General features: G+C 69.0%; 12 protein-coding genes. All 12 read left to right on the forward strand.

What is annotated here, in order from left to right; genetic code table 11:
- The first annotated feature begins 73 nt into the window (after window positions 1-73).
- Window positions 74-1,498 (forward strand): amino acid permease, encoded by a 1,425-nt coding sequence (locus tag AC31A1_RS10030; protein WP_489652931.1) that lies wholly within the window; start codon window positions 74-76, stop codon window positions 1,496-1,498.
- Window positions 1,495-2,886 (forward strand): glutamine synthetase family protein, encoded by a 1,392-nt coding sequence (locus AC31A1_RS10035; protein WP_489652918.1) that lies wholly within the window; start codon window positions 1,495-1,497, stop codon window positions 2,884-2,886. The genes AC31A1_RS10030 and AC31A1_RS10035 overlap by 4 nt, the downstream gene beginning before the upstream one ends.
- 131 nt (window positions 2,887-3,017) lie before the next feature.
- Window positions 3,018-3,506 carry a GntR family transcriptional regulator gene (locus tag AC31A1_RS10040; RefSeq protein WP_489652919.1) on the forward strand — a complete coding sequence of 163 codons (489 nt, stop codon included), beginning with the start codon at window positions 3,018-3,020 and terminating at the stop codon, window positions 3,504-3,506.
- 112 nt (window positions 3,507-3,618) lie between these two features.
- Complete coding sequence (locus AC31A1_RS10045) at window positions 3,619-4,518, forward strand: endonuclease/exonuclease/phosphatase family protein (RefSeq protein ID WP_489652920.1); 900 nt, start codon at window positions 3,619-3,621, stop codon at window positions 4,516-4,518.
- A gap of 90 nt (window positions 4,519-4,608) precedes the next feature.
- Complete coding sequence (locus tag AC31A1_RS10050) at window positions 4,609-5,538, forward strand: endonuclease/exonuclease/phosphatase family protein (protein WP_489652921.1); 930 nt, start codon at window positions 4,609-4,611, stop codon at window positions 5,536-5,538.
- Window positions 5,539-5,586: 48 nt separating this feature from the next.
- A complete protein-coding gene (locus AC31A1_RS10055) occupies window positions 5,587-6,498 on the forward strand; it encodes an endonuclease/exonuclease/phosphatase family protein (RefSeq protein ID WP_489652922.1) in 912 nt (303 codons plus the stop codon).
- Between the two features lie 37 nt (window positions 6,499-6,535).
- Entirely contained in the window at window positions 6,536-7,708 is a 1,173-nt protein-coding gene (locus AC31A1_RS10060) for a radical SAM protein (RefSeq protein WP_489652923.1), read from the forward strand.
- Between the two features lie 27 nt (window positions 7,709-7,735).
- Window positions 7,736-8,920 (forward strand): radical SAM protein, encoded by a 1,185-nt coding sequence (locus AC31A1_RS10065; protein ID WP_489652924.1) that lies wholly within the window; start codon window positions 7,736-7,738, stop codon window positions 8,918-8,920.
- A 23-nt stretch (window positions 8,921-8,943) separates the two neighbouring features.
- Window positions 8,944-10,056 (forward strand): UDP-galactopyranose mutase, encoded by a 1,113-nt coding sequence (locus AC31A1_RS10070; protein WP_489652925.1) that lies wholly within the window; start codon window positions 8,944-8,946, stop codon window positions 10,054-10,056.
- Between the two features lie 36 nt (window positions 10,057-10,092).
- Window positions 10,093-10,803 (forward strand): WbqC family protein, encoded by a 711-nt coding sequence (locus tag AC31A1_RS10075; RefSeq protein WP_489652926.1) that lies wholly within the window; start codon window positions 10,093-10,095, stop codon window positions 10,801-10,803.
- The gene (locus AC31A1_RS10080) at window positions 10,800-11,924 is read left to right on the forward strand and encodes a DegT/DnrJ/EryC1/StrS family aminotransferase (protein ID WP_489652927.1); all 1,125 of its coding nucleotides are present in this window, start codon (window positions 10,800-10,802) and stop codon (window positions 11,922-11,924) included. Before AC31A1_RS10075 ends, AC31A1_RS10080 begins: the two co-directional genes overlap by 4 nt.
- Window positions 11,921-12,625: NTP transferase domain-containing protein (locus tag AC31A1_RS10085; RefSeq protein ID WP_489652928.1), on the forward strand; the 705-nt coding region annotated here is incomplete at its 3' end. The genes AC31A1_RS10080 and AC31A1_RS10085, both read left to right, overlap by 4 nt.

Genomic DNA, 12,625 nt, shown 5'->3' on the forward strand with positions numbered 1-12,625 from the left:
ATCGGCTCACGACCTTTCGGCCGACGACGTCGCCCTGAGTCAGCTCGGCTACAAGCCTGAACTGGCCCGCCGTATGGGCCCGTTCGGAAATTTTGCGCTGTCCTTCTCCATCATCTCGATCCTGTCCGGCTGCATGACCCTTTTCGGCTTCGGGCTCATCACAGGCGGACCGGCCGTCATGCTGTGGGGATGGGCGGCGGTCGGCCTGACCGTGCTCTGCCTGGGCGCCGCGCTTGCCGAGGTCACCAGCGCCTACCCCGTCGCCGGCGCTCTGTTCTTCATGGCCAGCAAGCTCGGCGGCCCCCGCTGGGGCTTCTTCACCGGGTACTTCAACTTGCTGGGCCTGCTCGGTGGGATGGCCGGGGGCAGTTACGGCATGTCCCTGTTCGTCGGCGCCTGGCTCAACCTCCAGTGGGGCTTCACCCCCACCCCCGGCAAGACGATGGCCATCTGCGGCGTCATCCTGTTGCTACTCGCCGTGCTCAACCTGTTCGGGGTGCGGTTGGTGTCCGTGCTGAACTCGATCAGCGTGTGGTGGCACATCGGCGGCGTCGCGCTGATCGTGGGGGCGCTCTGGCTCGTTCCCTCCCAGCACCAGTCGGCGAGCTTCGTGTTCACCCACTTCGCCAACAGCACCGGGTGGGGCAACCCGCTCTACGTGATCGCGCTGGGGCTGCTGCTCGCGCAGTACACCTTCTGCGGCTATGACGCCTCCGCCCACCTCTCGGAGGAGACCACCCAGGCACAGATATCGGCCGCCAAGGGCATCGTGCACTCCATCTTCTGGTCCTGGATCGTCGGCTTCGCCCTGCTCGCCGGGATGCTCTTCGCGATCCAGGACTACGCCGGCACCGTCGGCACCGCGACCGGGGTACCGCCCGCCCAGATCTTCCTCGACGCCCTCGGACTGACCGGCGCCAAGATCCTCCTGCTGGTCGTGATCGTCGCCCAACTGTTCTGCGCGAACGCGGGACTCGCCAGCGCCTCGCGGATGGTGTTCGCGTTCTCCCGGGACGGTGCCCTGCCTTTCTCCTCGACCTGGCGGCGGCTGAGCCCTCGCACCAAGACGCCCGTCCCGGCCGTGTGGCTCACGGTGGGCGTCGCGTTCTGCCTGGCTCTGCCGTCGCTTTACTCCCTGACCGCGTACTACGCAATCACCGCGATCAACGTCATCGGCATCACCCCCGCCTACGCCATCCCCGTCTACCTGCGTCTGCGCGCCGGGAAACGCTTCACTCCGGGCCCCTGGAACTTGGGCCGCTGGAGCAAACCCATCGGCTGGACCGCCGTCACCTGGGTCGCCTTCATCACCGTGGTGTTCTGCCTCCCCCAGGTCTCCCCGGTCACCAAGGACTCCTTCAACTACGCCCCCGTTGCTCTCGCGGCCGTGCTGCTCCTGGCCACCATCGGGTGGGTCACCCGCGGTCGCCGCACCTACGGCATCCCCGAGTACGGCACCGAGGGCGAGCGCGCGCAGATGGCGGAGGACGTCGTATGACCGACACCTCCTGCGACACCGCAGCCAGCGGCCTCGTCCAACAAGAGGCCGCGGAGTTCGAGTCCCTGCGTGGCCTGGTGGAACGCGATGCCGTGGACACCGTGATGCTGGCCGTGCCCGACATGCAAGGCCGCCTGAAGGGAAAGCGGATCGACGCGGGCCATTTCCTTCACCGCGTCGTGTCCGGCGGCAGCGACATGTGCGGCTACGTCCTCGCCACCGACGTGGACATGCGCCCGCTCGACGGCTTCGCCCTGGCCTCCGCCTCCACCGGTTGGGGTGACGTGAGCCTGCTCCCCGATCCGGACGCCGTCTACCAACTGGCCTGGATGCAGCGCACCGCGCTGGTCTTCGCCGACGTCATCGGCCACGACGGCCAGCCCGTCAGTGTGGCCCCCCGGCAGATCCTGCAACGCCAGCTCGGCCGGCTCGCCGCCCGGGGCATCACCGCCCAGGTCGGCCTGGAGACCGAGTTCGTGCTGAGTTACGCCGACACCGGAGACACACACCGTGGCGGGATGCAGCCGGTGTCCACCGGCAACCTTGACTACGCCCTCGACCACCCCCGTGTGCTGACCCGCTTCTTCGAGGATCTGCAGGAGTGCCTCGCCGGTATGGGGTGGCCCGTCGAAGCGATCAAGACGGAGGGTGCCGCCGGGCAGGTGGAAGTGACGTTCCCCTACGGCGATCCGCTACGGGCGGCCGACCTCCACCTGCTGTTCAAGCACGCGGCGCGGACCATCGCCGCGCAGGCCGGCCTGGTGGCGAACTTCATGGCCGCGCCCGCGACCGGCATCGGCAGCGGCTGCCACATCCACTTCTCCCTCCTGGACCGTGACGGCATCCCGCTCTTCGCCGAAACCGACGGGAAGACGCCGGACAAGGCCCGCCACGCCATCGGCGGCCTGCTCGACGTCCTGCCCCACCTGGCACTGCTGTACGCCCGAACCCCCAACTCCTACAGACGCTACGTCGCCACAACCTTCGCCCCCACGACCTTCACCTGGGGCCGGGACAACCGCACTTGCGCCATCCGCGTCGTCGGCCACGGCGAAACCCTCCACCTGGAGAATCGTCTCCCCGGCGCCGACACCAACCCCTACCTCGCCATTGCCGCGGTCCTCGCCGCCGCGCTGTACGGCCTCGACCACAAAGCCGATCCGCCTTCGCCGTACATCGGCAACGCCTTCGCGGACACCGAGGCACCACCAGTGCCGGGCTCGCTGGAGGAGGCGCTCACCGCACTCGCGGGCTGCCCTCTCCCGGCCTCCGACCTGCTCACCCCGGACGTGGTCGCGCACTACTCGAACGCCGCCAACCACGAACTCACCGTCTACCGCACGACCGTGACCGACCTCGACCTGTTCCGGGGACTCGCCACGGCCTGAGCTGTGCCCCAACCCCCGTGCGCGGCAACCCTGTTGTAGCTCACTGCCGCGCGCGGGGCCCAGAGCAACAGTCGTACCTCGCCTCCAGGCGGGGCGCCTGCTGCATTCATCCCACCACTCCAGGAACCCACGTGCCCACCGACACCGATACGACCGAACTCCTGGTCACAGAGGTCAGCGGCCTCGATCCGAAACAGGCAAGCCAAGCCGACGGGGTGTACCGCAGGCTGCGCGAGTCCATACAGGTCGGAGAGATTCCCCCCGGCGCCAGCATGGACAGTGCCGACCTCGCGAGCGGTTACAAGGTCGGCGGCGAAGTCGTCCGTGCCGCGCTCAAGCAGCTCGCCCGCGATGGTCTGACGAGCGGGCAGGGGCGATCCGTACACGTCACGGGGCTATCAGAGCGTCGTTCTGGTAGTGGAGCCCAACCCGGGACGCGGCCCAGGGCGTCCGGTGCGCGAGGGGCGCGGTACTACTCGGCGTTCGGTGAGAACAAGACGCTGAGCCAGTGGGCCGCCGATCCGCGTTGCCGGGTGAAGTTCGGTCGGCTCTACAGCCGGATTAGCACTGGCGGCTGGGATGTCGAACGGGCGATCACCACCCCCTTGGCTCCGAGATGAACTCGCCTTCCCGAGGACCACGTCGGCGCGCTCTGCATCTGGACTGCCGTGCCGGCCATCCCGGTACCCCTGACATGCGCTTACCGCTACTGCCCTGGAACGAGGAGCCCGTATGACGCCCGAAGTGCTCGTGGTCGCATCCTGGAATATCCAGAAGAACGGACGTGCTCCGCTCGACGGCCGGGACCATTCGCCCCGCCCGGACGAGATCCTCGCGGCCTATGAGCCGGACATCGTCTTCCGGCAGGAGCTGAGCGGGGCAGGCGCCCACGGCAAACGCGCCCTGTACGCGGAGGCGCACGCGCTCGGCGGCCTGCTCGCGTTCATGGGCGAGGAGCATGCGGGACGCAGCAAGAACCCGGTGGGGGTAATGGTCAACCCGCGCCTTTTCGACGTCGTGGCGCACACCAACGATGACCTCGCTTGGAAGCAGATCTGCCACCTCGAAGTCCGCCGCAAGGACTGTCCCCGCGCGCTGCACCTCGGCTCGGCCCACCTGTGCCACTACGACCCCAATCTGCGGGCCACCGAAGCCCGTCGGCTCACCACGTACGCCGACCACGGCCACGCCGTCCTGATCGGCATGGACGCCAACAGCTACCCCCACCGCACCGACGTCGAGATCGCTGACCCCATCGACTGGGACACCGTCCCAGACCCCGTCCACTTCCAGCACCGCACCATCGAGCGCGGCGGCCGACGTGTCTCCGACACCGTTCCGAGCGAGATCCTCACCGGCGGTGCGAAGCCCGTCTTCACCGATCTCGCTCACCACGCGGCCACCGTTCTGGGCCAGCGCCAGGCCCTGACGCCCACTTCCAGTCTCCACCGCACCGACCAGGGCCCCCGGCGGCGTATCGATGTCCAACTCGGCACCTCTGACCTGGCATCAGCCCTGATCAGCTTCGAGGTCATCGACACCGCCGACGTGGAGCGGTGGACCGACCACGCCCTCACAATCTCCCGCTTCGACCTCGCCGCATTCGACCGCATCCTGAGCACCGCCCGCTGACGGGAGCTAGATCCACCACGCGGCCCCGGCCCCTACCGCCGGGCAAAAACCAGCGCCCCACCAGCAGGCCCGCACCCTACGGAGGACCTCTTGACCAATCCGCCCGAGAACGACGAATTCCGTGTCGTCACGTGGAACATTGAGCACAACGGCATCAGCAACGACGGCGACAACGCGCGATGGCATCTGGCCATGGACGTTCTCGCCGCCCTCCGGCCCCACGTACTCCTGCGCCAGGAGCTGACCCGCGCGGACCTGTTCGGCGCTCGCGCTGTCTGGGCTGAGTCCGACCGGCTCGGGGGCCACGCCGCCTTCCTTGCCAGCGCGACCCCCGAGTCCGCCAACCCGACCGGCGTCTACGTGGACCGGGACCTGTGCCGGCCGACCGAGTTCTTCGAGCACCGCACCGGGATGTGGCACCCGGTATGCAACCCCGTGGTCCGGCTCAAGGGTGCTCTGAAGAAGCTGAGTCTGGCGTCCGTCCATCTGTGCTCCTTCGACCCCGCCACGCGGGCAAGCGAGGCGAAACGAGTAGCCACGCTGGGCAAGCCGGGCATGGCGGCGATCGTCGGGGGCGACATGAACTCCTACCCGCACCGCCCGAGCAACCGGCACCCGCTGCCCGACTGGAGCCAGATCGAGGACCGGTCCCACTTCGAGGCGCGCACGATCGAGCGGGACGGCAAGCGGGTCTCCGACACGCTCCCGGACGAGATCCTCGCGGGCGAGTACGAGGGGCGACCGCCCGTCTTCGTGGAACTGGGGCACTACGCCGCGACCGAACTCGGCCTGGAGGCCGCCCTCGAACCGACCTCGTCGCTGTGGCGCAAGGACCAGGGCACGAGGCAGCGGATCGACCGGATCTATGCGACGCCGCAGGTCGCCGGTGCCCTGAAACGGCTGGAGGTCATCGTCACCGAGGAGGTGATCGAGGCGTCCGACCACCCCCCGGTGGTCGCCACCTTCAGCCTCTCGGGACTGTGCCGTTCCCTGTCCGCCGAACCGGTACCCGCCGCCTGAACCGGGACAGCCAGCAACGCCACCGAGTCGCGACGAAGCGAGGAACCCATGAGCGAGATCACTGTGTTGTCCTGGAACTTCGAGAACAACGGCAAGGAGGACCCGGCCAAGCGCCTGAAGGCGCACGAACTGCTGGTCTCCCTCAGCCCCCACCTCGTGCTCCGGCAGGAGATGTGGGGCGCGGGCACCAACGGCAACACGATCCTCTACGAGCTGGAGCAGGTGCTCGGCCTGCGGGGCTGGCTCGGGCCCGAGTCGTGCACCGCGGTCTTCGCCGACCCGAGCGTGTTCCAGCCGGTGCGGGAGTGGGACACGGCTGCCCCCATGTGGGTGCTGCCGCCCACCGCACTGATCATGCGCTACCTGCCTGCCGGAGCCGAGGCGATGCCGCTCGCCCTGGTCTCCTACCACCTCAACTACGCGTCCGCCACGACCCGCGTCGCCGAAGCGGAATGGCTCTCGACCTGGGCCGACAAGCAGTGGACCACACCGCAGGGCGAGGTCGTACGGATGCCGTGTCTTGCTGGTGGAGACAACAACAGCTATCCGGTGCCTGGAGTCGAGGGCGACCCGGCGCTGCCGGTGCTTGAGGAGATAGAGGACAGGCGGCACAGGCTGCATCGCTCGTACGTCGGAGCGAACGGCACCAGGGTGATGGATACCCGCCCGGACGAGGCTCTGCGCACCGCCGGCTTGGAGGATCTGGCCCGCTACTGGGCGACCGCGAGACGGGGAGACAAACGGGCAGTGTCCCGAACGGTCAACGCCTGTGCGACGCACGGCCCGGACTCCCGCGTTGACCGCGTCTACGGCACCACCGACCTGCTGACCGCGGTGACCGGTGTGGACGTGATTGAAGTGGACGAAGACGACTCGGACCACCACATCGTCCGCGTCACGCTCGATGGCGACGGCGTCTCGGACGTCCTCAACCAGCAAGTCACAGACGTCGCGGCCTGACGTACGACCACGGTCCGAGGACAAGAGGAGGCACACCATGCAACGCGAACTCCCCCTGATAGCAAGCCAGAAGGTGGTCAACGAGGATGTCGCCGAACTGACGTCCGGTGCCCGGACCGCGGCCGAGGCCCTCGGCTACCGATACGCGGAGATCGAGCACGGCCACCGGTTCCGGTTCCTGTTCGATCCGCTGCGGTTGCTGGAGCAGCGGGATGTGATCCGGGCGTACGCGGCCGGGGAGGACCCGTTCCCGACGAGCGTCGAGATCGATCCGGCGAACTCCTGCAACCACCACTGCACGTTCTGTATCTACAGCAGCCTGCACTCCAAGGAGCGCAGCGAGCGGATGGCCCCCGAACGGCTGCTGTCGCTGGTCGAGGAGCTGGCTCAACTCGGGGTGACCTCACTGCTGTTCGTCGGTGGGGGAGAGCCGATGACGCACCCCAGGACGGTGGACGCGATCGAGCTGGCGGCCGGTCACGGCATGTCGGTGGGGCTGGTCACCAACGGCTCGCGGGTCTTCCCCGAGCTGGGCGCCCGGCTGAAGCAGGCGGCCACGTACGTACGGTTCAGCCTGGACGCGGCCGACCCCGAGCTGCACGCGAAGCTGCACGGCAACAACGACCATCACCGGATCATCGCGAACCTGCGGGCACTGGCGGCGGCTGAGGGGCCGTGCACGGTGGGCACCGGGTTCTTCATCAACGACGACAACGTGCACGACCTGGTGGCCTGCGGCGAGTTGGTCAAGGACTGCGGGGCCGACTACATCCAGTACAAGTCGTACTCCGGCGTCGCCGTCGGCCCCGAGCTGCACGCGCGGATGCTGGCCGGGCTGGACCGGGCGCTGGACCTGGACGACGAGCGGTTCGACGTTCAGATCGTGGACCGGATCTTCGACAACAACACCCACCAGGTCCGCGGGTACACCCGCTGCCACTGGCAGCAGCTCAAGCCCGCGATCGGGGCCGACGGCAACGTGTTCCTGTGCGCCCAGAAACGCACCCGTACCGACGCCGGCGACGGCATCGCCGGGGTGATCGGCAACATCAACGACTCCACGTTCGCCGAGGTCTGGCGCGGCGAGCAGCGGCGCCAGGTCCTGGAGCAACTGGTGCTGAAGTCCTGCCCGTTCTGCGTGCACCACCAGCAGAACCGCATGCTCGAATTCCTGACCGAATTCGAAGCCCCGCACGGCAAGTTCTTCTGACCCCGACCCCCTTGCCGGAGGCATCTGATGGCTCGTCCCCCCATCGAGACCGACCTGATCACCGCCACCGCACAGCCCCGCCCGTACTGGTCCGCGCACAAGGCGCTCTTCGCCGCCGCCGACACCGCGGCCCTGCCGGTCCGCGGGGAGATCCAGATCCGGCCCGCGCCGTGGACGCTGGAGGTCTACGGCACGATGGACTGCAACGTGGCCTGCACTCACTGCAACGCCGACGAGCGCAACCACGCGTACGGGCAGGGCAGCATGCCGCTGGAGATGATGGAGCGTCTGCACGTCTCGATCGCGGACATGGGCGTGCGCGGCGTGCAGTACTGCGGCGGCGGCGAGCCGCTGCTGTGGCGCGGCGGGCAGATCGCCGACTTCATCGCCGCCCTGCCGCGCGAGAGGACGCGGGCCGGGATGGCGTCCAACATGACCATGGGGAAGGTGCTGGCCCGCCCCGAGGTCCTGGACAAGATGGTCTTCGTCGAGGTCGCCGTCTTCGCCTACGACGACGCCACCTACGAGGCGGTCGCCCAGGTCAAGCACGGGCAGAGCCGGATGGAGAAGGCGGTCAAAACCGTGCTCGCGGCTCGCCAGGCCGCGGGGTTGTCCGCCCCGGCCGTCAACGCGAAGGTGATCATCAATTCCACCAACTACCGTTGGCTGCGCCGCATTTACGCCTGGGCCGAGGCGACCGGCTTCGACTCGATCCACCTGCGGCTCGCCGATGACTACGAGCACCGCGGCGGCGGCTTCGTCCTCGACGAAGCCCAGCGCGCCGAGTTCCGGGCGGACCTGGAGGCGTTCGCCGCTGAGCGGGGCCTGACGGAGTGGGCGGGCAAGATCGGTCTGATCCTCGGCGACGACAACAAGGGTGTCACCGGCGCCCACTCCCACTGCTGGACGGTGGCCACCGGCGTGAACTGCTGGGTGTTGGCCAACGGGGAGGTCTACGTCTGCGGCCCGCAGTGGGGCAGCAAGCAGTACCTCATCGGGGACCTCAACCACGGCAACCTGGAGGACATCTGGGGCGGCGAGCAGCATCAGCAGGTCGCCCGCCGGCTGATCGCGAACATGGGCCTGTCCCGCTGCTACGCGCTGGGCTGCCGCCACATCAAGCAGTCCATGACCGTGGACCAGTGGACGGCCGGTGAGGTCGGGGTGCCCCCGCAGGAGGAGTTCGAGCAGCGGCACGCGTGGTTCCTGTGACCCGGGCCCGGACACACGATGTCGTGATCGTGGGCGGGGGCCTGTTCGGGCTGGTGCTGGCCGAGCAACTCGCCACCCGCTGCCCGGCGAGCGTGATGGTCGTCGAACGCGAACACCATCTGGGCGGCCTGTGCTGGTCCCGGCGCGATCCGCAGACCGGCGTGGAGTACAGCCCGTACGGCACCCACGTCATGGCCACCTCCGACCCGCGGGTATGGGAGTGGATCACCGGCCGCGTGCGGATGGTCGCCTACACGCACACCGTGCACGCGGCCGTGGCGGGCCGCCTCGTGCCGCTGCCGCTCGGACTGGAGGCCATCGAAGCCGCCTATGGCCGCCGCATGTCACCCGAGCAGGCCCGGGACGTCGTCGAACGGGATGCCGCGCCGTACCGCCATGCTCCGGCGGACAGCGTGCGCACTCTCGCTCTCGCGCAGGTCGGACCGAAGCTGTACGAGATGTTCGTCCGTGGCTATGTCACGGCGCAGTGGGGTGCCGATCCGGCCGATCTCGCGCCGGAGGTCTTCGCCGAACGGTTCGGCATCTCCTACCGCCCCAGCAGCGGCTACCACCCCGAGGCCCGGTGGCAGGGCCTGCCGTGCGGCGGCTACGGCACGCTGATCGAACCACTGGCCGACCACCCGCGCATCGAAGTCCATCTCGGCCGCGACTACCACCACCAGCCCAGCCCCCGATACCGGCAGCTCATGGTCGTCACCGCGCCGATCGACGCCCACTTCCACCACCAGCTCGGCCCCCTGCAACGCCGCAGCCTCCACCTGAACTGGCAGGTCCTCGACACCGGGGACGTGCAGGCCGTACCGGTGGTCACCTATCCGGACGGGGCGAGCCCCCACTACCGCTCGCACGCTCCCGCCCTGCTGCCGTGGAACGGCGCCCACGCCCCCTCCGACTCCGTACTCGTCGGGTTCGAAGCCGCCGGCCCCGGACCGAACCAGATCGACTTCGTCCTGCGCAGCCCGCACAACGAAGAACTCACCTGGAAATACCGGCAGTTGGCTGCCGCGCCGGACGTGCTTCTCGCCGGACGCGGCACGACCTTCTACGACGACATGGGCACGACCATCGGCCATGCCCTCGCCCTGGCCGACCGCCTCGTACCCGACCTGACCTGATTCCCGACCCGCCACCACCGCCAAGAAGGGTGCGCCGTGTACACCGTGGCGATCCACCAACCGCACTATCTGCCCTACTGCGGCTACCTCGACAAGTGGGACCAAGCAGATCTGTTCATCCTGCTGGACGACGCTCAGTTCACCCGGGGCGGCTGGCAGAACCGTAACTACATCAAGACCGAGCAGGGCCGCCACCTGCTGACCGCGCCCGTACGGCACGACGGATTCCGCACCCTGAGCGACACCGCGCTCGACTACACCCGGCGCTGGGACCGCTCGCACATCCGCACCCTTCAGCAGGCGTACGCAAAGGCGCCCCACCGGCATCTGCTGTCCACCCACATCGAGGAGGTCTACTGCCGGACGTGGTCGGTGCTGAGCGAGCTGGCCATCGGGTGCACGCTCAGCTTCGGGCGGCAGTTCCGCATCGAGACCCCGACCGTGCTGGCCAGCAGCCTCAACGTGCCCGGCAGCAGCAGCCAGCGGCTGGCCGACCTGTGCCAGGCGGTCGGGGCGGACGCCTATCTGGCGGGCGACGGCTGCCGCGTCTACCTCGACGAGCAGCCCTTCGACAAGGCCGGGATCGAGGTGCTGTGGCAGGGCTTCACCCACCCGCGCTGGCGCCAGCTCCACGGCCGGCATGGCTTCCTCAGCCACCTCTCCGCCCTCGACCTGCTGCTCAACACCGGGCCCGACGCCTCCTCCGTACTGCGCGGTCCACGTCTCCTTGCCGGAGCCGCCCAGTGACCGCCTCGCACGAGGTTCCGATCTGGCGCACGCACCTGCCCAGCCCGGTCCGGCGGCAGACGCACCTTGAGGTCGCCGACATGCTCAAGTCGGGCCGCATGGTCGACGGGCCGCTGACCCAACGTCTGGAACAGGCGGTAGGGTCCGCGTTCGACCGCCATGCGGTCGCCGTCGCCTCCGGCATGGACGCTCTCGAACTCCTCCTCGAAACAGCGCAGGCCCGGGCCCGCGACGTGCTGATCCCGGCGAACTGCTTCCCGTCCATCCCGGCCCTCGCCGACCAACTCGGCGCCCACCCGCGTCCCGTGCCCGTCGACCCGGTTCACCTGGCCATGACCGCGCACGTCCCCGCACTCGCCGCCGACGCGCTCCATCCCATCGTCGTGTGGGTCCACCACGCCGGCATGGTCGCCCCGCACGCCCGCCACACGATCCGCACGCTGCGGGACGCGGGCCACACCGTCATCGAAGACTGCGCCTACCTGCTCCCCGCAGACCATCCCGCCGACGGCCCCGGCACCTGGGGCGACATGGCCCTGTTCTCGTACGCGCCGACCAAGCCACTCAGCGGCAACGGCGGAGCCGTCGCACTGCTGCGCCACGCGGCCGACGCCGAGCAGGTGTGCGGTCGCCGCTCCCACAGCGGCCAGGAAACCCGATGGCTCGGCGGTGACCGCTTCCACCGGGGACGGGCCATCACCGAGTTCGCCGCCTCCGTCGCCTACTGGCAGTGGCACCACCGATCCGACACCCGCAGCGCACTGAATCGCCTTGCCCACGCCTACACCAGCCTCTTCACCGCCAGCGACTGTCCGGCGCTGCCCGTCACACGGACGCCTCAGGACACCTGGGGCCGCTTCACGGCGGACCTGGCCACACCCGCCCTCGCCCACCAGACCCGCGAACGCATGGCGAAGAACGGCATCGCCACCACCGTGATGTTCGACCTGCCGTGGAGCGGCTACCCCGCCCTGCCCGGCGCCCACCGGTTCGAAAGCGATCTTCTCCCGGTCCTTCAGCGGTCGGTCTGCATCCCGTACCACCCCACCCTGTCGATCCCCGACGTCCACCGTGTCGCCGCGTTCGTCACCGGCGCCCTCATCCAGGGAGGACCCCAATGAGCACCAGGACCGCCGTACTCCTGGCCGCAGGCCGCGGCACCCGCCTCGGGCGCGACAAGCCCAGCCTCCTCTTCGGCGGCGAGACGCTGCTCGCCCGGCACATCCGGCAGGCCCGCCGCGCCGGCATCACCGAGTTCGTCGTCGTCGCCGGACGGCACAACGAAGACCGTGTCCGCGAGATCGCCGCAACCGTCCCCGACCCGGAGCAGATCGAGGTCGTACTCCAGGAGGGCCCGGACGCTCACGCCGCGGCTGCCACTGGACTCGAACACATCACGGACCGCGATGCGGCGTTCCTCTGCGGCATCACCGACCTCGTCCCCGACGACACCTACGCCACTATGGCCGACACCGCCACCGCCCCCGGGGTGACCGTGGCCGCGTTCGTCCTGGAACACACCTTCGTCGGCGGGATGCTCGACTTCCACCCGGGCACCCTCGACCTGCTGCGCATCGTCGAGCGCCCGCCCGGCGGCTGCCCGCCCGGCCGCCTCGTCAACATCTGGATACACCACCTCTCCGGAAGGGCCTTCATAACCCAAATCGCCCAGGCCACACGGCAGCTCGGGGACTATGAAGAGGCCATCAACCAGGCGCTCGCAGGCGGCAGCCACGGCATGGCGCACACCGTCAGCGACTGGGAGGCCGTCAAGGACGAGACCAGCCTCGCCCGCGCCCACGAACGCTTCCACCCCCAGGAC

The organism is Streptomyces sp. P5F9, assembly GCF_057961495.1.

Bases quoted from the DNA above. Each gene is read 5' to 3' on its own strand.
- AC31A1_RS10030 (WP_489652931.1), top strand. From the start codon at position 74: ATGGGCCCGTTCGGAAATTTTGCGCTGTCCTTCTCCATCATCTCGATC.
- AC31A1_RS10035 (WP_489652918.1), top strand. From the start codon at position 1,495: ATGACCGACACCTCCTGCGACACCGCAGCCAGCGGCCTCGTCCAACAA.
- AC31A1_RS10045 (WP_489652920.1), top strand. From the start codon at position 3,619: ATGACGCCCGAAGTGCTCGTGGTCGCATCCTGGAATATCCAGAAGAAC.
- AC31A1_RS10055 (WP_489652922.1), top strand. From the start codon at position 5,587: ATGAGCGAGATCACTGTGTTGTCCTGGAACTTCGAGAACAACGGCAAG.
- AC31A1_RS10060 (WP_489652923.1), top strand. From the start codon at position 6,536: ATGCAACGCGAACTCCCCCTGATAGCAAGCCAGAAGGTGGTCAACGAG.
- AC31A1_RS10065 (WP_489652924.1), top strand. From the start codon at position 7,736: ATGGCTCGTCCCCCCATCGAGACCGACCTGATCACCGCCACCGCACAG.